The 18,824-nt window shown below is 68.1% G+C and carries 20 protein-coding genes; 14 read left to right on the top strand and 6 right to left on the bottom strand.

What is annotated here, in order from left to right; all coding sequences use genetic code 11:
- The first annotated feature begins 193 nt into the window (after window positions 1-193).
- Genes IEY63_RS16065 through IEY63_RS16030 form a run of 8 tightly spaced genes read left to right on the top strand, consistent with a single transcriptional unit; the run spans window position 194 to window position 9,830 of the window.
- Window positions 194-1,216 carry an ROK family transcriptional regulator gene (locus IEY63_RS16065; protein ID WP_189070011.1) on the top strand — a complete coding sequence of 341 codons (1,023 nt, stop codon included), beginning with the start codon at window positions 194-196 and terminating at the stop codon, window positions 1,214-1,216.
- Window positions 1,206-2,636, top strand: a complete 1,431-nt coding sequence (locus tag IEY63_RS16060; RefSeq protein ID WP_189070010.1) for an argininosuccinate lyase — start codon at window positions 1,206-1,208, stop codon at window positions 2,634-2,636. Before IEY63_RS16065 ends, IEY63_RS16060 begins: the two co-directional genes overlap by 11 nt.
- Window positions 2,633-4,927 (top strand): PIG-L family deacetylase, encoded by a 2,295-nt coding sequence (locus tag IEY63_RS16055; protein WP_189070009.1) that lies wholly within the window; start codon window positions 2,633-2,635, stop codon window positions 4,925-4,927. The genes IEY63_RS16060 and IEY63_RS16055 overlap by 4 nt, the downstream gene beginning before the upstream one ends.
- A 37-nt stretch (window positions 4,928-4,964) precedes the next feature.
- Complete coding sequence (locus tag IEY63_RS16050; protein WP_189070008.1) at window positions 4,965-6,206, top strand: sugar ABC transporter substrate-binding protein; 1,242 nt, start codon at window positions 4,965-4,967, stop codon at window positions 6,204-6,206.
- Window positions 6,190-7,107 carry a carbohydrate ABC transporter permease gene (locus IEY63_RS16045; protein ID WP_189070007.1) on the top strand — a complete coding sequence of 306 codons (918 nt, stop codon included), beginning with the start codon at window positions 6,190-6,192 and terminating at the stop codon, window positions 7,105-7,107. The genes IEY63_RS16050 and IEY63_RS16045 overlap by 17 nt, the downstream gene beginning before the upstream one ends.
- Before the next feature lie 28 nt (window positions 7,108-7,135).
- Window positions 7,136-8,011, top strand: coding sequence for a carbohydrate ABC transporter permease (locus IEY63_RS16040; protein WP_229784758.1), 876 nt, complete (start codon window positions 7,136-7,138; stop codon window positions 8,009-8,011).
- Window positions 8,011-8,868, top strand: a complete 858-nt coding sequence (locus IEY63_RS16035) for a PIG-L deacetylase family protein (RefSeq protein WP_189070006.1) — start codon at window positions 8,011-8,013, stop codon at window positions 8,866-8,868. The genes IEY63_RS16040 and IEY63_RS16035 overlap by 1 nt, the downstream gene beginning before the upstream one ends.
- Window positions 8,865-9,830, top strand: a complete 966-nt coding sequence (locus IEY63_RS16030; RefSeq protein ID WP_189070005.1) for a carbohydrate kinase family protein — start codon at window positions 8,865-8,867, stop codon at window positions 9,828-9,830. The genes IEY63_RS16035 and IEY63_RS16030 overlap by 4 nt, the downstream gene beginning before the upstream one ends.
- 315 nt (window positions 9,831-10,145) lie before the next feature.
- Here the strand turns inward: IEY63_RS16030 and IEY63_RS16025 are convergent, their stop codons facing one another.
- The 3 genes from IEY63_RS16025 to IEY63_RS16015 form a co-directional block, all read right to left on the bottom strand.
- Window positions 10,146-10,697 (bottom strand): hypothetical protein, encoded by a 552-nt coding sequence (locus IEY63_RS16025; protein ID WP_189070004.1) that lies wholly within the window; start codon window positions 10,695-10,697, stop codon window positions 10,146-10,148.
- Window positions 10,698-10,877: 180 nt separating this feature from the next.
- On the bottom strand, window positions 10,878-11,144 hold the full coding sequence (locus IEY63_RS16020; protein ID WP_189070003.1) for a hypothetical protein: 267 nt from the start codon (window positions 11,142-11,144) through the stop codon (window positions 10,878-10,880).
- 352 nt (window positions 11,145-11,496) lie between these two features.
- Window positions 11,497-12,225 carry a hypothetical protein gene (locus IEY63_RS16015; protein WP_189070002.1) on the bottom strand — a complete coding sequence of 243 codons (729 nt, stop codon included), beginning with the start codon at window positions 12,223-12,225 and terminating at the stop codon, window positions 11,497-11,499.
- A 50-nt stretch (window positions 12,226-12,275) separates the two neighbouring features.
- Here IEY63_RS16015 and IEY63_RS16010 point away from each other — a divergent pair, with 50 nt between their 5' ends.
- Complete coding sequence (locus IEY63_RS16010; protein WP_189070001.1) at window positions 12,276-12,779, top strand: hypothetical protein; 504 nt, start codon at window positions 12,276-12,278, stop codon at window positions 12,777-12,779.
- Between the two features lie 72 nt (window positions 12,780-12,851).
- On the opposite strand, the gene IEY63_RS16005 is transcribed toward IEY63_RS16010, so the two are convergent.
- Window positions 12,852-13,244, bottom strand: coding sequence for a hypothetical protein (locus IEY63_RS16005; RefSeq protein WP_189070000.1), 393 nt, complete (start codon window positions 13,242-13,244; stop codon window positions 12,852-12,854).
- 289 nt (window positions 13,245-13,533) lie between these two features.
- On the opposite strand from IEY63_RS16005, the gene IEY63_RS16000 reads away from it, so the two are divergent.
- The 4 genes from IEY63_RS16000 to IEY63_RS15985 all read left to right on the top strand — a co-directional run bounded on the left by IEY63_RS16000 (window position 13,534) and on the right by IEY63_RS15985 (window position 15,728).
- Entirely contained in the window at window positions 13,534-14,031 is a 498-nt protein-coding gene (locus IEY63_RS16000) for a T6SS immunity protein Tdi1 domain-containing protein (RefSeq protein WP_189069999.1), read from the top strand.
- A complete protein-coding gene (locus IEY63_RS15995) occupies window positions 14,031-14,711 on the top strand; it encodes an SMI1/KNR4 family protein (protein ID WP_189069998.1) in 681 nt (226 codons plus the stop codon). The genes IEY63_RS16000 and IEY63_RS15995 overlap by 1 nt, the downstream gene beginning before the upstream one ends.
- 65 nt (window positions 14,712-14,776) lie before the next feature.
- The gene (locus IEY63_RS15990) at window positions 14,777-15,256 is read left to right on the top strand and encodes an SMI1/KNR4 family protein (protein ID WP_189069997.1); all 480 of its coding nucleotides are present in this window, start codon (window positions 14,777-14,779) and stop codon (window positions 15,254-15,256) included.
- 82 nt (window positions 15,257-15,338) lie between these two features.
- Window positions 15,339-15,728, top strand: coding sequence for an SMI1/KNR4 family protein (locus IEY63_RS15985; RefSeq protein WP_373290930.1), 390 nt, complete (start codon window positions 15,339-15,341; stop codon window positions 15,726-15,728).
- Between the two features lie 390 nt (window positions 15,729-16,118).
- Here the strand turns inward: IEY63_RS15985 and IEY63_RS15980 are convergent, their stop codons facing one another.
- Complete coding sequence (locus IEY63_RS15980) at window positions 16,119-16,673, bottom strand: hypothetical protein (protein WP_189069995.1); 555 nt, start codon at window positions 16,671-16,673, stop codon at window positions 16,119-16,121.
- Between the two features lie 806 nt (window positions 16,674-17,479).
- Between IEY63_RS15980 and IEY63_RS15975 the strand changes: the two genes are divergently transcribed.
- A complete protein-coding gene (locus IEY63_RS15975; RefSeq protein ID WP_189069994.1) occupies window positions 17,480-18,250 on the top strand; it encodes a hypothetical protein in 771 nt (256 codons plus the stop codon).
- Between the two features lie 147 nt (window positions 18,251-18,397).
- On the opposite strand, the gene IEY63_RS15970 is transcribed toward IEY63_RS15975, so the two are convergent.
- On the bottom strand, window positions 18,398-18,817 hold the full coding sequence (locus IEY63_RS15970) for a hypothetical protein (RefSeq protein ID WP_189069993.1): 420 nt from the start codon (window positions 18,815-18,817) through the stop codon (window positions 18,398-18,400).
- Between the last annotated feature and the right edge of the window lie 7 nt (window positions 18,818-18,824).

The raw sequence follows: 18,824 nt of genomic DNA, 5'->3' as shown, positions 1-18,824 counted from the left end.
CAGGCCGGACCACTGCTGGTGCCGCCCAGCGCGCCCCGTCCACACGATCTGCGTGAGTCATCCGTGCAGTGGTGGTGACCAATCTCTTCATGTTTTCTCCATCAATGGGCCCTGTGGTCAGGTTGACCTGTGCTGGAGCGGTACCGGGTGTAAGGTGGCCATCAGTTCATAAAGTTTCTTAACAAGGGGGGCCATGAGCCAACCACATGCACTGCGGCGTCATAACCGCCGGCAGATCCTTGAGCTGATCCTTGACCGACGCGGCCTCACTCGACCTCTCCTCGCGCAGCACACGGGCCTGTCGCAGGTCACCGTCAATGCCGTGGTGCAGCAGCTGCTCGACGAGCGCGTCGTGTACCTGTCCCGCGGCGCGCAGCAGACCCCTGGCCGGGCCGCCCAGGTGGTGTCCCCAGCCCCGGACCTCGGCACGGTGGTGGCCATCGATCTGCAACCGGACGTGATGTCCGCGCAGATCGTGAGCCTCGCGGACCAGTCGGCGGTGGGCCTGACCCGGCAGGTGGCCGCGGCGGATCTGACGCAGGCCAGTGCGGACCTCGTCCGCACCTGCGCCCTCGACGCGCGGTTCGGGCCGCTGCGGGGCGTGCTCATCGGCCTGCCCGCCCCGGTCGACGCGGCCGGTGAGCTCGGCGAACCGAACGCGGTGCCGCAACTGGACGTGGCGGCGCTGCGGCGCCTGGGCGTGCCCGTCTGGTTCGAGAACGACGCGAACCTGGTGGCCCTGGCCGCCCATGCGGGCAGCCCGCAGTTGACGCACCTGGCCGCGCTCGTCGAGCGGGCCAGTGGCACGGGCATGGGCTTCATCCTGGGCGGCGTGCTCTACCGGGGCGTGCAGGGCCGGGCCGGCGAGCTGGGGCGGACCCCCTGGCCGCACCGGGACGCGGACGTGCTGCTCGAGCAGCTCTCGGCGTCCGCGCGGCTCTCGGCGACGGCGTACCTCGTGGCCGGGCTGTGTCACGCGCTGGACCTGGAGCGGGTGGTACTCAGCCTCCAGGGCGGGCGGGGCAGTGAACTCGCAGGTCGGCTCGAGGGTCTGCTGCCCCCCTCGGTGCAGGTCGTTCAGGAGCCGGACGCGGCGGACGCGGCGCGGCGTGGGGCCGCCGTGTGCGCGGTCCGGCTGTGCCGGGACCGGCTGCTGGCCGGCCCGGAGTCCGGGCTGCGTCCGCGCGGCGCACAAGGAGCGGGTCATGTGGCATGACGTGTACCTCAAGGCGGTGTTGCAGCCGGATTACCAGTACGCCACTGAGCACCTGCTGCCGCACCTGTTCGACGCGTTGACCGCGCACGCGCTGATGCTCGGCCGCTGCGGCGTCCAGCACGCCGACGCGGCCGCCCGGCACCTGCAGGCGCTGCGGGAGGAGCCCTTTCCCCCGTACGACCCGCGGATCGAGGACGTGTTCTTCACGCTCGATCAGGCGCTCGTGCGGCGGGATCCGGCGGCCGCGGGCGCGCTGCGCACGGCGCTGTCACGCAACGATCTCGACATGACGATCTACCGGCTGAGTGCCCGGCTGCGGCTGATGCGCGCCCTTCACCGGGTGCTGACCCTGCGCCGCACACTGCTGGCGTTCGCGCAGCGTGAACTGGACACGGTGATCGTGGCGTACACGCATCACCAGCCGGCGCAGCCGACCACGCTCGCCCATTACCTGAGCGCCGTGGAGAGCAACCTCGCCCGGGATACACAGCGGATGCTGGGCGCGCTGAGCCGGCTGAACCTCAGCCCGATGGGCGCCGTCGCGCTCGGCGGGACGAGCTTCCCGATTGACCGGGCGCGCACGGCGGAGCTGCTGGCCTTCGACGGCCCGCTGGAGAACACGTACGACGCCGTGAGTGCCAGCGACTGGCAGGTCGAGCTGGCCAGTACGGTCATGGTCGCGTCGACGACCCTCTCCCGCGTGCTGCATGACCTGCTCTTCTGGGCGTCGCGCGGCCTGATCGCGCTGGAAGACGGCCTCGTGCAGGGCAGCAGCGTGATGCCGCAGAAACGTAATCCGGTCGCGCTCGAGCATGCCCGCACGAAGTTCAGTAAGGCCATCGGCATGGCGCAGAGCGTCACGCTGAGCACCCACAACGTCCCGTTCGGGGACATCAACGATCCCGGGCCGGACATGCAGCCGTCCCTGCACGGCATGTGGCAGGAGTTCCGCGAGGGCACCGAGCTGCTCACGGCGTCGCTCGCCGCGCCGTTCGTGAACCGGGAGGGCTGGCTGCACGAAGCGCGGCAGGGGGAATCAGTCGTGACGGAACTCGCCGACGCGATCACCCGGTTCACCGGCGACGGCTTCCGCGACGCCCACGCCCGCATCAAACGCCTGCTCGCCGCGCTGCACGCCGAGGACCGCCCGCTGAGCAGCGTCACGCCCCTGGACCTGGCGGGCGTGGGCGTCACGCTGCCCGAGGCGGACCTGCGGGCCGCCCTGGACCCGGCGGGCTTCATCGCGCGCCGGGTCACGCTGGGCGGCCCGGCCCCGCAGGTCGTGGCCGCGCAGCTGCGCGGCGCCAGTGACCGCCTGAACACCGATACGGACCGCCACGCCGCCCTCACCCGGCGCTTCATGGACGCCCACACCCACTTGCGCGCCTCACCGGGCGCCCTGACAGGAGGACCCGCATGAACCGATCAGACCACCGCAAGACCAGCAGGGCCGCCGCCCACCGCTCAGGGCGCCTCGCGTCGACGCTGCTCGTCACGGCCGCGCTGGGCGCCGCCCTCACCCACGCGGGCGCGCAGGTCACGCCGGGGGCGGGCAGTTACGGCGCGAGTGTCAGTGGCGCCGACCTGATGGACGTCGACCTGATGTTCATCGGCGCGCACCCGGACGACGACGGGGGCGTCTCCGGCACCTTCGCGCGGTACGTGCTCGACGGGGGGCTCAAAGCCACCGTGATCACCCTCACGGGCGGGGAGGGGGGCGGCAACGCCACGGGTCCCGAGACCGGCCGGGCGCTCGGCCTGATCCGGCAGGAGGAGGAGCGCCGCTCCCTGAGCATGCTGGGCATCGACAGCCCGCACTTCCTGGGCCTGCAGGACTTCTACTTCACGCTGTCCGCGGAGGAAACCGCGCAGAAATGGGGCGGCGACCGGTTCTTGTGTGACGTGGTGCGGCTCGTGCGGCTGCGCCGGCCCGAGGTGCTGGTCACGATGTGGCCCGGACCGGGCACGCACGGCCAGCATCAGATGGCCGCCCGCGCGGCCACGCTCGCATTCAATGCCGCCGGTGACGAGGCCGCCTGCCCGGACCTGGCCGCCGAGGGCCTGCGGCCCTTCACGCCCCTGAAGCTCTACTACTACCCCCCGAGTGCGGACGCCGCGACCATCGCGGTGCCCACCGATGACGTGTCCCGCAGCGCCCGCCTGCGGTACGCCGATCTGAAGAGCGTCGCGCAGTTCAACTACCGCAGTCAGGGCTGGGACACCACGAACACCCTGCCGGCCCGCGCGGCGACGCCGGAGACGTTCATGCTCGTCGCGAGCCGCGTGCCGACCCCCGTGAAGGAAACGTCCCTGGTGGACGGCGTGTTCAGCGCGCAGACCGGCAGTCCCGCCACCGTCCGCCTGAGCGCGGCGCCCGCCAGTTACGAGATCGGCCTCGCGCAGCCGTCGGCCGTGACGGTGACGTTCACGAACGCCGGGAAGACCGACCTCACGGACCTGACCCTGCAGGTGAGCGGCCCGGACGGCTGGACCGTGCAGGGCGCGCCCGCCGCGCAGACCGTCCGCCCCGGGGCGACCGTCACGGCCACGTTCCAGGTCACGGCGCCCGCCGGCGCGCCGGCGGAGTCGACCCTGCTCACGGTGGGGTACGCCGCCCGGCAGGACGGCCAGCCGGTCGCGGGGCAGACCGTGACGCACGTCCGGCCCGTGCCGGCCGTGGCCGCGCAGTTCGCCCCCACCTTCGACATCGCGGCGTATCAGGCCTTCGCGCGGGACACCGGCACCGAGTGGGTGACCGGCCGCCTCCCCACCCGCCTCCCCCTCGTGGTGGGGCAGCCGACGCCGGTGCGCGTCACCGTCACCAACCGCACCGCCCAGCCGGCCAGCGGCGCGCTGGCCCTGACCCTCCCGGCGGGCGTGACGGCCGGCCCTCTGCCCACGTACACCCTGAAACCCGGCGAGCAGCAGGACCTGACCGTGACCCTGACCGCCAGCCCGGCGGCGCTGCCCGCCGGGAAGCAGAGCGCCCTGGTGCCCCTGAGCGTCAACGCCGGGTCGTTCAGTGACCTGGCCAGCGCGTACCTGCTGCCCAGCCTGACCGTCCAGCGGGTGAGCGTCCCCCCGGTCATCGACGGGGACCTGAGTGACCTGGCGCAGGCCGCCGGCAGCGCCATCGGCCCGGCCGACCTGTGGTGGCGCGCCGCGCCGGACAGTCCCGCCGACGCCAGCGCGCAGTTCAAACTCGCCTACGACGACACGTACCTGTACGCCGGCGTGAGCGTCAAGGACGAGCTGGTGGCCTGCAACATCGCGCCGGACGACGTCAAGGCGCAGCTGCGTTCAGACGCGATCGGCATCACCGTGGATCCCAGCGGCGCGAGCCGCGACACGTCCACCACGCTGATGGCCGCGGCGTTCCCCTGCACCACCGCCGGCTTCGGCGCGCGCGGCTTCCGGGACGCCGACGCCCGGCAGGGCCCGATGGAAACCACGGCGCCCGGCATGCAGGTCGCGTCGCGCCGCACGGACGGCGGCTACGACCTCGAATTCCGGATTCCCTGGGCGGCCATGCCGACCCAGCCGAAACCCGGCGACACCCTGGGCCTGAACGTCGTGCTGTACGACGGCGACACCGCCAACGCCCGGCCGGGCGCCAACATCAGCCAGAGCGGCCTCGCCTGGGCGTCGTTCAGCTGGGGCGGCAAGCAGGCCCTGCCGTACCTCTGGCCCCGCGTCACCCTCGGCCGCTGAACCGTACCCCCCCCACCCCCTGTTGGAAGGAGACCCCATGAAACACCTCGTCACGCTGGCCCTCGCCCTGACCGTCACCGCCTCCGCCGCGCCCGTCACCCTGACCTACTGGCAGTACGACTACGCGAGCAAGGTCAGCACCATGAACGACCTGATCAAGCAGTTCGAGGCGCAGAACCCGGACATCAAGATCAAGCAGGAGACCTTCCCGTACGACGCGTACAACCAGAAAGTCGCCTCGAGCGTCCCCGCCGGGCAGGGCCCCGACGTGGTGAACCTCTTCTACGGCTGGCTGCCGCAGTACGTCGACAGCGGGTACCTGCAGCCCCTGCCCGCCAAGGACTTCCCCACCGCCGCCATCGAGCGGGATTTCGTGCCGATGATCAAGACCAGCAAGATCGGCGGGAAGTACTACGCCCTCCCGACAAGCGTGCGCACCCTGGCGGTGTTCTACAACAAAGACCTCTTCAAGGCGTCCGGCGTGCTCACCCCGCCCCGCACGTGGGAGGAATTCATCGCGGCGTCCCAGAAGATCGTCAAGGGCGCCCCACCCCGCTTCACGCAGCTCGGCTTCGGCATTCAGCCCGACGGGCAGGACTACCACATGCTGCGCGAGGTGCTCGTGCGGCAGTACGGCGGCTCGCCGTACTCCGCGGACGGCAAGCAGGTCACGTACGACAGCGCCGCCGGCCTGAAAGCCATGACCTTCTACACCGAGCTGTACACCAAGTACAAGCTCGGCACGCCGAACTTCTTCCCCGGCAACAACAGCTACCGCGACGCGTTCATCGCCGGGAAGGTCGGCATGATCATCGACGGGTCGTTCGCCGTGGCCACGATCCAGAAAGGTGCGAAGTTCAACTGGGGCGTCCTGAACCTCCCGACGTTCAGCGGCAGCAGCGTCCGCAGCAACTTCGGCTCGTACTGGGTCAACGGCATCACCAAGAACGCCAAGGGCGACAAACTCGACGCGGCCGTGAAGTTCCTGAAGTTCCTCACGAGCGCCGACACGCAGCGCACCTGGCTCAAGAACGTCGGGGAGATTCCCGCCGGGAAGAAACTGTCCAGCGACGCCACCCTGCGCCGCGACCCGGTGTACGGCCCGTTCGTGGCCGCGCTGCCCTTCGCGCACTCGACCCTGTTCGTGGATGAAGCCGGGCAGCGCAAAGCCTGGGTGGACGCCATCAACAGCGTGATCCTGCAGGGCGCCACGCCCGCCAGCGCCCTCAAGCGCGCCGCAGCCGACGAGCAGAAACTCCTGAATGAGTACTACAAGTAAGGCCCGCCCGCCCGGCGGGGCCATCCGGCGGCAGCAGACCCGCACCGCGTACCTCTTCCTGGCGGTGCCGCTGCTCTTCTTCCTGATCGTGCGGTTCCTGCCGACCCTCATGGCCCTGCGCATGAGCCTCTTCGACTGGAACATCCTCAAAGACACCCAGCCGTTCGTCGGTCTGGAAAACTACACCCGGCTCGCGCAGGACGAGCGCTTCCTGACCGCGCTGAAGAACACCGCGGTGTACACCCTCATCGGCGTGCCCGTCCAGATCGCGCTCGGCCTGGCCGTGGCGGTGATGCTCTCGCGGGTGACGGCCCTGCGCGGCCTGTACCGCGCGCTGTACTTCGCGCCGTACGTCACCCCGATCGTCGCGGCCGCCTGGGTGTGGCAGTGGCTGTTCAGCCCGCAGTTCGGGCCCGTCAACACCTTCCTGACCTGGCTGCACCTGCCCGCGCAGGGCTTCCTGACGTCCCCGTCCCAGGCGCTGGGCACCACCGCCGCCCTGGTCGTCTGGCAGAACCTCGGCTTCCAGATCGTGCTGTTCCTGGCCGGCCTCGCCGCGATTCCCCGGACGTACTTCGAAGCGGCCGAGATTGACGGCGCCACCGGCGCGCAGGCCTTCCGGCGCATCACGCTGCCCCTGCTCAACCCCACCATCGTGTTCAGCGTCGTGACGGGCACCATCGCCTACCTGCAACTGTTCACGCAGGTCGTCAACCTGAACTTCACCGACCAGGGCGGCCCGCTCAGCAGCACGACCACCGTCGCGCTGTACATCTACCAGCTGGCCTTCGGCCGCTTCCAGATGGGCTACGCGTCCGCCGTCACCGTGATGCTGTTCGCGATCATCCTGCTGATCACCGTCATTCAACTCAAATTCCTCACCCGAAGGTACGACGCATGACCGTCCCCCCACCTGCCCCGGAGCGGCCGTGACGTCCGCCCGCCAGACCGGCGCGCCCCGCGCCGCCCGCCGGCCGCGCCGCCTCAACCTGCCCGTCGCCCTGATCTACGCCGCGCTCACCCTGGGCGTGATCGTCACGCTCTTCCCGTTCGCGTGGATGGTCCTCACCAGCCTCAAGAGCTTCCAGGAACTCTTCAACCTGTCCTTCCTGCCGCAGCAGCCGACCCTGGACAACTACGCCCAGGTGCTCACGCAGACCAAGTTCCTCCAGTGGTTCGGCAACAGCCTCCTCGTGGCCGGCGTCACCACCCTGAGCGTGCTGTTCTTCGATTCCCTCGTCGGGTACACCCTCGCGAAATTCGACTTTCCCGGCAAGAACCTGATCTTCCTGCTGATCCTGTCGTCTTTGATGATCCCCACGGAAATGCTCGTCATTCCCTGGTTCGTGGGCGTCAGCGACCTGCACCTCACGCGCAGCGTGCCCGGCTCGTACTTCGCGATCCTGTTCCCCGGGCTGATCAGCGCGTTCGGCGTCTTCCTGATGCGTCAATTCTTCGAGAGCCTCCCCACGGACCTCATCGAAGCGGCCCGCATCGACGGTGAGCACGAGTTCGGCATCTTCTGGCGGATCGCGCTGCCCCTGGTCCGTCCCGCCCTGGCGAGCCTCGGCATCTTCACCTTCCTCGGCAACTGGAACGCTTTTTTGTGGCCCCTGATCGTCATTCAACAGCCGCAGTTCCGCACGCTCCCGGTCGGCACCGCCCTGTTCAACGGTGAAGCGGGCACCCAGTGGGGCCTGATCATGGCGGCCAGCAGCCTCGCCGTCATCCCGGTCCTGATCGTCTTCGCCATCTTCCAGAAGCAGATTATCGACGGCATCGTCATGACCGGACTCAAAGGCTGATGCGGGCGTCCCTCCTGGCCGTGCTGGCCCACCCGGACGACGAGGTGCTGCGCTGCGGCGGTACGCTCGCCCGCGCGGCCGCGCGCGGTGCGGACGTCACGCTGGTCTGCCTCACCCGCGGCGAAGCCGGCCGCAACACCGACCCCACCCTGAGCGTCACGGACCTCGGGCGGCAGCGCGAGCAGGAACTCCAGCAGGCCTGCACGCACCTGGGCATCCACCCGCCCGTCTTTCTCAACTACCGCGACAGTGGCCGCGGAAATCGCCTGCGCCGCGACGATCCGCAGGCCACCATCAACGCCGATCCGCTGGAGATCGAGCAGCGGATTCTCGACGTCATCCGGCAGGTCCGGCCTCAGGTCCTGATCACCTTCGACCCCCACGGCATGTACGGCCATCCCGATCACCTGGTCGCCCACCGCGTGGCCACCGCGGCGTTCAGCAGCGCGGCCAATCACGGCGTGCCCATCCAGCGGCTCTTCTACGTCACGCAGACCACCGAGGAGATGCGCCGGCTCCAGGCGCCCTCCACCACGGACGCCCAGCCCGGCCTGGGCGTCCTGACCGGCCTGCGTCCGGACGTCTACGCGGTCAGCCCCTGCACCGTCGCGGCGCGCATCGACGTCCGCCCACACGCGCAGGACAAACTCGCCGCGCTGCGCGCACACCGCACCCAGACCGGCCCACTCAGCACCCTCGGCCGCCTCAGCCCCGCCCACCTGCAGCCGCTCCTGGAAGAAGAGACCTTCAGCCTGGGCGGCCTGCGCTCGCCGCTCCTCGCGTATCCGCTCGACGACCTCTTCAGCGGCCTGAACGTGACGTACCACGCCGCGCCCCACCCGGCCGGGGCCCCGTGACGACCCACGGCGCGGCCGACCTGCTCATCCTCGGGAATGTCAACGTCGACCTGATCCTCGGTCCCCTCCAGCAGTGGCCGGCCGAGGGGCAGGAAGTTCTCGTGCCGACCCTGCAGTGGCGCGTGGGCGGCAACGCCGGCAACGCGGCCCTGGCCTGCCACGCCCTCGGCCTGGACGCGCGGACGGTCACCCCGGTCGGCCAGGACCTCGCCGGGCAGTGGCTCCGCGCCCAACTCCCTGCGCCGGCCGTCGTCTGGCTCGACTGCGCGGCCCCCACCTCCGTCACCGCCGCGTTCAGCCACCCGGGCAGTGAACGCAGTTTCATCACGTACCTGGGTCACCTCGAACACGTCACCTGGCGTGACCTGCGCCCCCACCTGCCCCGCGTCCGCGCGGCCCTCCTGGCCGGCGCCTTCCTGACCCCACAGTTGAGGGCCGCGTACCCTGAGCTGCTGCGGCACCTGAACGCGCACCACGTTCCCGTCGCCCTCGATTTCGGCTGGCCCGACACCGGCTTCACCGCGGCTGTTCAGGCGGAGGTCCTGTCCTGGCTGCCGGGCGTTCAGCACCTGCTGATCAACGAGCTGGAAGCCACCAGCCTGACCGGTGAGCCTGACGTGACCGCCGCGGCCGCGGCCCTGGCCGCGCAGATGCCGCCGTCCGCCGTGGTGGCCATCAAACGCGGCGCCGACGGCGTTCTCGCCTTCCACCGCGGGCAGCTGTCCGTGGTCCACGCGCCCCGCGTGGAGGTCGTGGACAGCGTCGGGGCGGGCGACACCTGGAACGCCGCTTACCTTCAGGCCGTGCTCCGTGGACAGCCGCTCCAGGCGGCCCTGCAGCACGCGGTCGCGGTCGCCTCACACGCGATCTCCACCCGTCCGCGCCACTTCCTGACTCAGGACGCTGCCCCGCGCACAGAAGAAGAACCGGCCCGGCCTGCCGTGCGCGCACCTGGACGGTAATGCCACAGTGCAGGGGCGGAGCGGGCCGACTGATCTGCGGCTCCCCTGGGTGCCGCAAAGTGGTGAGGGTGACGCAGGACCGAGCGGCGACCCGCGGCCGACCGTTGTCCCCTTGCCGTATCAGTGACCTTGCTGGCGCCCGCACCGTCTCTGGCCCGAGTTCAGTCGCTCAGCGGACGGACAGGCGCCTGCTGTGCCGCGCTGCACGCCCAACTCTGAATTCAACAATGCCCCGCCGGCTCCACTGCGCGCCCGGTTCCCTTCGTTCGGCTGGCGGCCGCGTTCTGACGTCGGCATTCACCTGGAGTGCCGGCCTTAGTCTCCACGCCCGACGGCAAACAGCAGTTCCGTACCAGCAGGGAGGGTGGTCGTATCGAACTCGATGAACCTGGCGCTCCGGCGCGCCCCGGTATCCTGCACCCAGACGGCGTGGGCGGCGGCCGCGCCGGGTGCCGCGTCCAGGATAGGCGTGTCGAGCCGCAGGGGCATCAGGGGCTCCGGTGATCGCCCGTCCACAGGAATATAAATCGTGAAGCGATCCGCGTCGCCCGTCTGGACCGTGGCGCTGGCCCGCACGCCGATCACGGTGGATGCCCGCCTCACGTCCGGCGAAGGGGGCGCGGTGAGTGAGGCGGGTGAGACCGTGCGTACCGTGACCGTGACGTGTGAAACGGTGGCTGGTCGCCAGTGCCGTGGGGCGCTGACGCGAACGCCGGCCCGGCTGGTCACCTGACCGCCTGGGGAGAGGATCAGGGTCGTCGGCGTCGATTGGGCGATTGCGGCCGGGGCCGCCCCTTTCAGTTCACCCGGCAGAGCCAGGGCCAGGATGCACGTGCCCAGCCGGACGGTGCCTCGGCGACTCGTCATCGTTCGAGTGTACAGAACCGGAAAGGGCGCCGCGAAGGACCGGGTGCTCCCGCAAAGCTGTGCACCACGGGCGTCCACACCCGGCGGGTGAAGCGCGCATGACCCGCCGCGTCACAGGGAGACGGTGACGCCCTGACCCCGGGTGTGGGCCGCCCGCAGGAACGCGGCCAGCGCCGGACGTTACTGCCGGAGGGCCACCGAGTCGCTGGCAGATGGGGTCTCAATCCACGTCAGGACCGCAGGGACGGCCTCTGCTGGCAGGTCCTGGATGTCCAGCAGCTCAAACGGGATGTTCAGCTGTTCGCCCAGGCGCGTCCAGATCTGCGCGAAGGCCTCCAGCTTGACGGGTTCGCTGCATGCCAGCACCCGGGGGTCGCTCAAGGGATCGTCCGGCCAGCCCTGCTCATCCAGATCGTCGAGATACACGAGACCGAGTTCGCCTTCCATGTGCCCACCCTACGACGACCAGCGTGTCCGCACCGACCCGGGAACGTGCACCGAGCGCGGCGAGATCGGTGCGGACCGGATACCTGTGAGCCCCTCCAGTTGGGAGTCCTGCCGCGCGGGCGCAGACAGACGTCACCTGCAGCTCAGCAGCTGAACCGCATGAACGTGATGCTCACATCTGCTGCGCGGTCTGCAGGAAGGGCAGCAGTTCCAGCCTGGCCGCCTGCGCGCTCGCGGCACTGAGCGTCAGCACGAGGCGTAAGGCGGGAACGCGGTCCGACAGGCTCTCCCCTGCGTCGTCTGGACCGGTCTACATGCTGCGCACCTGCCGCGACCGGGCAAGCTGGCCTGCTCAGCAGCTGCTGTCGGGGAGCCCGTCACCAGCCGGGGGCACGACCCCGTCCGGGCCGATCTCCACCCAGTAGACCGGGGCGTGGCGCTCGTCCCAGTCGAACCGCGCGCCGTACACCCGGACCGGCGCGCCCGGGTCGGGCGGCGCCAGGACGCCGCCGGCCCACTCCTCCAGGGGTTGCCAGTCACCGTCCGCCCAGATCCACAGGTCCCTCGCGTGAAGGACCTGGTAGTGCCCCGGCCGGCCGGGCAGCTCCGTCAGTTCGGCGAGTGGCGCCGGAGCGTTCCACCGGCGCCAGGGCCACGGGGCGTACAGCGCTTCCAGCCGACGCGCCCGCACCTGCTGAGCCCGCCGATCCTGTGCCTGACGGGCCCGCTTCTGCCGCCAGTACTCGGCTGGATCTGCGGGCGCGAGCGTCCCCCGATCGCGGGGCAGGCCCCGTCGCCGCCGCACGCGCCTCGGCAGCCGGACCGGGGGCGTGGTGTCTCCAGGGACCGTCCGAGTCCGCCAGAGCCGCCACATGATCCACACGGGCGTCAGGAGGAGGCCGGCCACCAGGACGTCGAGGCGACCTGACAGCAGACCCAGCCGGTGCAGGCACAGGATGGCCGCCGCACTGGCGAGGCCGATCAGGACCACCGCGACGCCCGGCGGCGGCCATCCTGTGGGCGCGTGCCGGTCGCGGAGCCGCGTGGCGGCAGCCTCCCTGCGGTCCGGCCTCTCGCTCATCACGGTCATGTAAGCACGCGCCGGAGCGCGCCGCCGCCTAAGCTGAGCCCATGCGTTCCCTCGTGCTGATCGCGGCCCTCACCTGCAGTGTCGCGGGCGCTGCGCCCCTGCTGGGCACCACGTCCTCCTTCGCGGAATCCGCGTTCTGCCGGAGCTACGCATGCCGCCTCGCAGGCAAGGACGTCCTGGGGCCGAAACTCACGGAGTGGCGGTACTTCGTCGGTCCCCAGAACGACGACGATTCGCCGATCCGGGTGGTGAGCGTCATCCGGCAGAACGACCGCGTCGTGTCGGCCAACTGGGTCACTGGCGCGCAGGACGCCGTGCTCTACCCGGGCGGGTTCGACACCCGCATGATTGCCGTGCTCGTGGGCACACTGACCGGCAAAACGCCCACGCCCGGGAACCTGCTCGACTTCGAAGATGCCTGCGTCGCCAACGGTTCGAAGGTCTACACGCAGACCTGGACGGCCAACAGCCACCTGTCGTGCCTGATCACGGGGGAGTTCCGCGGCGCGCTCCGGTACAGCTTCCACGTGCACCTTCCTCAGTGAACGACTGGCGCTGGGGACGCGTGGACGCTGGAGGCCACACCTTGGCCACCACTGCGGCGAGCGGGGCAGTGCCTACCGGCCGGCCACGGTGAACACAACGCCCCACGTGTACCGTTTCGTGAGGACGACCAGGTCGGACGTGCCCTTGCGGAACACGTACGCGGTGGTCTGACCGTACGGTTTGGTGCCGAGTGGCCGGAATCCCACCTGGGGGAGTCGGGACAGCGTGGTGCGGATCAGGGCGTCCCCATCGTTGGGTGGGCGCAGCACGTACACCTCCGTCCATTTCGCGCCGGCCGCACTCTTCTTGAACGTCGCGTATGCCGCGCCGCATTCCGGCTTGAACGCCAAGATGGCCGGGAGGAGCCCGTTGAACATCGTCCCGGGTTTCGCAGGACACGCCAGGGCAGAGGAGATCAGCGCCAGGACGAGGGTCGGCGGCACGAGCGTGCAGACGCGTGACATCGGCAGAGACAAACCCATGCGCTCAGCTTGCACGACCGGTGCCCAAGAGGACACCTCAGGTGAGGCGCCGTGACCAGCCGGCCACCACTACAGTGGACGACATGCCGACCCGTCCAGTCCCCTTGCCGCGGTCGAAGCGCAACAGCGTGAAGCGCGCCGGTACCGCCCGGCGAATCACCCAGGGCGGACGCAGGACCATCGTCCCTGCCAGTCCCGGCCGCTCATGATGGATCTGGCCCGGTTCGAAGCGAGGTACGGGCCCGGGCGCCAGGGCACGCAGGTCAGGGACGTGCACCTGCCCTCCGGCACACCGGCCGACGTCGGCGCGTTTCTGCGCCGCTTCGGAACGTCGACGTTCGACCGCGGATTCCTGAGGGTCATCGACCCGGGTGAGCACCGGGAGCCGTATCACCCTTGGCTCGACCTGGCCGCCGATGAAAACGGGTCGGACGCGTCACGGACGTACCCGTTCATGCGAACGGCGTTCGGCGACGTGTTCTACTTCGACGTGGAAGGGGAAGTGGGCTTCATCTCGGTCGTGACGGGTGTCATGACCAATCTGAGGTTGGAATCGTACCTGAACAGGACCCTGACCCGCGCGTCCGATCTCGACGACCTGTATCTGCACTGCTTGTTCGAGGCGACTCTGGAACGGGACGGGCCACTGGACGCGGAGCAGTGCTTCGGTATCCTGCCGCCCCTGGCCCTGGGCGGTGAGATCAATCTGGATCACGTCCAGAAGGTGGGGTTGCGCGAGTACCTGCACCTCCTGAGTGAATTAATCTGATGGGCAACGATGCGATCACGCCCGTCAGCGCCGTTTTCCCGGACTACCGCGCCCTGTTCACGCGACTGGCCGACGACCTGAGCCGCACGCTGTTCGTGGTAAAGCGGTTCTCCCTGGGTGAGCCGCTGAGTCCGGCGGACATTCAGGCCCTCGAACGGGGGTATGAACTGACGGACGACCTGCGGGCGTTCTACGCGCAGATGAACGGCCAGACCCTGAAGTGGTTCCTCGATCCGGCCCTGAGCGACGCGGACCGCGAGGCGTTCTTCCTCGAATGCCCCGACATGGACGTCGAGAATGGCGGTGACGGGTACGCTTCCGCCGCGATCCGCATCCTGCCTCTGCGGGACGTCCTCACCCGCGACTGGGGAGAGGACGTGTACGACCAACCAAACATGGGCGTTCACGGGCAGGCCCTGAGCGTGGCGGACTTCCACGCGAGCATGCGGCCCTTCGAACTGTTCAGCGAGTACCATGCGTGCATCCTCGCGTTCCGGGAGAAGAAGGACCCGGCGCTATTCCTGCTGGACGATCACTACGCCGTCTGGGACGAGTCCAGAGGTACGGACGTCCGCTCGTACCTGAAGTTCCAGCTGGCGACAAAAGGCCAGTCTGACGCGCGGAAACGCTGGCTGTCCGAGTACGGCGGCTACGACCGACGGGTGCGGTTTGGCCAGTGACCAGGTGCTCCGGTGGCAACCGTGCTGCGCGGGCGCCCGCAGGCCGGATAGCATTCACCGACACCATGCGTGACCTGATGATTACCGACAGCGAACCGCCCGTGAGAGCCGCTGACCTCGACCGGTTCGAGCAGGCGCATGGCCTCGTCATCCCGGCCGTCTACTGGGCGTTCCTGCTGAAGCACAACGGCGGCTCCCCCAGCCCGGAGAACTTCCGGGTGGAGATGCCCCCTCGTCCGCACACACTCCGGAGTCACACCGACTGGTTCGGGACGGCCGTGGAGTTCTTCCTGTCCCTGGACGCGGAGAACGTCAGCATCCGCGTCCAGTGGCCCTACGTCACGGATGGGCGGCTGCAGAGCGGCATGTTCCCCATCGCCTATTGCGGCGGGGATCTGGTGTGCCTCTCGACGCGTGAGGACACGCGCGACCAGGTCTTCTACTGGTTCAGTGAAGAGGAGTACGACGCGCGGGCAGAAGGTGACCGGAACTTGTACTTCGTGGCCCCGGATTTAGGCGCCTTCCTCAATCAGCTCTATGACTGAAGGGGGCGGGTGGGCTGATGGTCAGGCGTTGCGTCACATCCTGACGACAGGCACTGGAAAGGCGCTTCTTACGATGGATACCTTGCAGCTCATTGAGCGGGCTGTCGGGCGGTTGTTCCCAGAAAATTACCTGCACGTGATTCGCACGCAGAACGCGGCCTCCTTCGAGCGGCAGGAGTTCCCGGTCGTCACGCCGGACGGCCCGGAAGACAAGAGTGTGGCTGTCCTGCTGAGCGCGGACAGCGATGAGATGGACGCCGAGAGCGTGCCGAGTCAGTGGCGCACCCTGCAGGATGAGCATGGGCTGGAACCGCACGTCGTTCCGTTCGGCATGGATGGCGGCGGGAACCTGGTGTGCTTCGATTTCTCGGCGGAGGGGGAACCGGCGGTCGTGTACTGGCAACATGACGAGACGTGGCCGCCACTTCCGGTGGCGGAGAGCTTCGCGGCCTTCTTGCAGCAGCTCAGCTGAGCCGGTCGGCGGGCCGCGGGTTGCTGTGAATGCAGAGCAGAGGAGGAGCGTTGTTCAGAAACGGCCCTGAATGCCCTCTCCATGGTCCGCAGGGGCAGGCTCTGCTTGAGATTGAGTAACAGAGCGGAGCTGCGGCGCTGAAGCCTCCCCTTGGCTGACTCCAGGTTTGTCCTTCTCAGGGCGCCCGTCTCTCTGGTTGGGCCTTAAAGGCCGGTGCACCTGACGACACCCTATGCTCGATCCGATGCCCGTCAGTCTCGACAAATCTCACTGGGCTGGCGCCAAAGTTTGGACAGGTCGAGTAGAGACTCGGTTCAAGAGCAGCATGCTGCCTACGCACGGGCTACAGTCTCGTAGGTGGCCGCGCGCGTCTGGGTCGTCGCTGTGGCGTCAGCTTCTAATGCGGCGTGAGGATGACGTGGCCACCCGCTGGGGCTTGTCGGGTCCCCGGCCCTCGTCGCGCTGCCGGCCCTGTTTGGAGATGCGGCCACTTCCCGGCACAGGCGCACGGACGCTGGTGTGGTGCGGATGGGTCACCATCCGCACTTCGCTCACGAGCAGTTCGAGCAGCAGGCCGACCTCCCGTTCCGCGAGGGCGTCCCGGGTGGGCAGCCGGCGGGCGAGGTCGCCGAGGATCGAGCGGAGGCGGCTGTGTTTGTGACTGGCGTGGGCGAAAGCGTCGATGCGGTTCAGGGTGGTGAACCACTCAGTTTCGATTTGGTCGACGACGTGTGACAGCTGATCTTTCACTTCAGCGGTCTCGTCGGTGGCCTGTTGCCGTTCTGCCCATACTGCCCAGATATAGGTTTTCCGGGCGGAGGCGAGCCACTGAGCGGCCTGCGTGGGGGATTCGCGGTGGGGGCGTGCCAGCTGGGCTTCGACGCCGGTGACCCGTTCCATGAAGTCGTGGTGCGTGAGGTCGGAAAATCCCGTGGTTCTGGTCATGTGCTGTTGGGCACGCTAGCACACTGGTATGTCTCCGAGGCAGCTCACTGTCTCAATCAGGATGGGCCGCAACAGTGAGCGCCTCTTTGAAAGAGTGTGGTTGGGAAGGGTGACGTGGACAGTTGTTGGAGACCTTTGAGGGAACTCTGAACAGTATATAGAAAGCAATTCATGTGCCGTCAAGAACGGTCTGTCACCTCGAAAGAGCAACTTCTCTCAATGGTGGAGCCGTGCAGGGACATGACGAGAGCGCTTCCACCCTAACCCTCCTTCAGCAGACCATCACCGCGGTCGATGCCACCGCATGGGCCATGCTCACTTCAGCGCTTCAAGAGGGGCAGGCCGAGCTCGACGCTGCAGATCCGAATGAAGTCTGGAACGTCACCGCCAAGTTCTTCCCACGAATAGGGCGCTTCAGTTCCAGTCATCGGAAAGGGCAGCCGAGCTTGCCTCAATCGTGTTTTCCTAGCGACGTCGTCACGCCTCCTTACGCACACAGCGGCGTGGAGAACGTCGCGATGGGACACGGCGAAGTCATCGTGTTGGTGAACATGGTGCCATACCTGGTGCGGGGCACGAGGCATCACCCCATGCACTGGCCAAGACGCTGCTGCGAGCAGCCCAACGGGTGGTCGATCTTGATCTCTGGGTCAGTGAGCCTTCGCAAAAACTCTTGAAACTCTGGCGTACCTGGGTGAGTGACTGAACAGGACTACCCGACTGACAGACCGTTCTTGACGGCCCACTCATGGGCCATCAACTTTGGTCTGTCGGTGGTGGCCTGAGCGGATCGGTCATGATGCGGTATGCGTCTAGGCCTCCCCGACCTGCTCGAGACGCGAATCCTGAGCGTGGACGTGCAGGCCGCCCTCCAACGTGTCGCTGACGTCTTCAGCGACGCCGCGCCACGCGATCTGGACCCCTTCTGGCAAGAGTTCTGGCATCCTGCCGAGCAAGCCGCCATTGATGGCCTCCCCGTACAGCTTCTGCCTGATGAGCTCATGGGACACGTGCTGGCCAACGTGGTGGTCCTGATCGGAGGCGCAGCCGATCTGAAGTACTTTCTGCCACCTCTGCTTGAGCTGGCCATCCGTCGTCCCCTCAGGGAGGAGCTCACCGCAGTGCTGAGCCGCGCGTTCCAGGCAGAGTTCTCGTCCTGGCCAGAGGTGGAGCGTGACGCGGTGCGCCACGTCGTGCGCGTGTGGTGGCGGCAGTGTCTGGATGAACCCGTCAGTTTCGACCTGTTCCCGGTGGAGGACGCCTTATGTGCCGCGGCATTGGTGTTCGATGACCTGAGTTCGTTTCTGGAGGCGTGGGCAGCGGATGACCGCCTGAATGCGGCGCTGCACCTGATGAACACTGCACGCTTGCACGTCTTTGTTGGAGACGCAGGCGTTGAGTTTGAGTTCCAAGAATACTGGGCGGACCGACCTGTTCAAGCGGAGCAGGTCCGGGCGTGGCTGCTGAGCGCCGCGGTCATCGCGCGGTTGAGGGAGGCGGCGCAGGTGCAGGAGGAACCAGCACGTGGGCTCCTGCGGGAAACGACAGACCTGCTCTGCTTTTTCGGTGCGTCGTGACAGACCATTGCTGACAAGCCAGTCATGGCTGTACTTCCTGAAGGACTCGCTTCATCCATGCGTGACCGTGCGTCTGGTTCAGCGGCACGCCACGTCCAGCGGCCCATTCGGCGAGCAGCACGGCGGGACGCTCAGCCGTCATGACCGTCAATTCCGAAATTGAGACGATTCAACAAACACGTGGAGCACGCCCTGTGCACCCTTTGGCAGCTTCTCCATGATGATCGTGTAGCCATCGTCCGCCCCATACACCAGCCCGAGTTCGAGCGCCTCACCGCCGCGCGTCACATAGGTGGCTGCACCTCCACCCCCAACGAACTCCCAGTCCGCCAACTGATGAAGCTCTTCGCCGAACGCCTGGTCTGCTGGCGTCCGGATACTCCCGACCGGGCCATTCACGGCGAAACAGGCCTGCAGTCCATTGAGCGCCGTACTGCGGCACGGAATTTCAGTGGAAGGCGTGTGTGCCTTGATGGTGTCCACTGCGTACTCCAGCAAGGCCTCTTTGGTCCATGTTTTCCCCATTGGTTTCCCCTGCCAGCACGCGGTGAGGAGGAGCGTCAGCATGACTGCG

The sequence above is a fragment of the Deinococcus radiotolerans genome (genome assembly GCF_014647435.1).
In the GTDB taxonomy this organism is placed as follows: Bacteria; Deinococcota; Deinococci; order Deinococcales; family Deinococcaceae; genus Deinococcus; species Deinococcus radiotolerans.
This window is presented reverse-complemented; position numbering and strand designations above follow the sequence as displayed.

Coding starts and splice junctions, on each gene's coding strand:
- IEY63_RS16065 (WP_189070011.1), top strand. CDS start 194: ATGAGCCAACCACATGCACTGCGGCGTCATAACCGCCGGCAGATCCTT.
- IEY63_RS16060 (WP_189070010.1), top strand. CDS start 1,206: ATGTGGCATGACGTGTACCTCAAGGCGGTGTTGCAGCCGGATTACCAG.
- IEY63_RS16055 (WP_189070009.1), top strand. CDS start 2,633: ATGAACCGATCAGACCACCGCAAGACCAGCAGGGCCGCCGCCCACCGC.
- IEY63_RS16050 (WP_189070008.1), top strand. CDS start 4,965: ATGAAACACCTCGTCACGCTGGCCCTCGCCCTGACCGTCACCGCCTCC.
- IEY63_RS16045 (WP_189070007.1), top strand. CDS start 6,190: ATGAGTACTACAAGTAAGGCCCGCCCGCCCGGCGGGGCCATCCGGCGG.
- IEY63_RS16035 (WP_189070006.1), top strand. CDS start 8,011: ATGCGGGCGTCCCTCCTGGCCGTGCTGGCCCACCCGGACGACGAGGTG.
- IEY63_RS16025 (WP_189070004.1), bottom strand. CDS start 10,697: ATGACGAGTCGCCGAGGCACCGTCCGGCTGGGCACGTGCATCCTGGCC.
- IEY63_RS16020 (WP_189070003.1), bottom strand. CDS start 11,144: ATGGAAGGCGAACTCGGTCTCGTGTATCTCGACGATCTGGATGAGCAG.
- IEY63_RS16015 (WP_189070002.1), bottom strand. CDS start 12,225: ATGAGCGAGAGGCCGGACCGCAGGGAGGCTGCCGCCACGCGGCTCCGC.
- IEY63_RS16010 (WP_189070001.1), top strand. CDS start 12,276: ATGCGTTCCCTCGTGCTGATCGCGGCCCTCACCTGCAGTGTCGCGGGC.
- IEY63_RS16005 (WP_189070000.1), bottom strand. CDS start 13,244: ATGTCACGCGTCTGCACGCTCGTGCCGCCGACCCTCGTCCTGGCGCTG.
- IEY63_RS15995 (WP_189069998.1), top strand. CDS start 14,031: ATGGGCAACGATGCGATCACGCCCGTCAGCGCCGTTTTCCCGGACTAC.
- IEY63_RS15990 (WP_189069997.1), top strand. CDS start 14,777: ATGCGTGACCTGATGATTACCGACAGCGAACCGCCCGTGAGAGCCGCT.
- IEY63_RS15980 (WP_189069995.1), bottom strand. CDS start 16,673: ATGACCAGAACCACGGGATTTTCCGACCTCACGCACCACGACTTCATG.
- IEY63_RS15975 (WP_189069994.1), top strand. CDS start 17,480: ATGCGTCTAGGCCTCCCCGACCTGCTCGAGACGCGAATCCTGAGCGTG.
- IEY63_RS15970 (WP_189069993.1), bottom strand. CDS start 18,817: ATGCTGACGCTCCTCCTCACCGCGTGCTGGCAGGGGAAACCAATGGGG.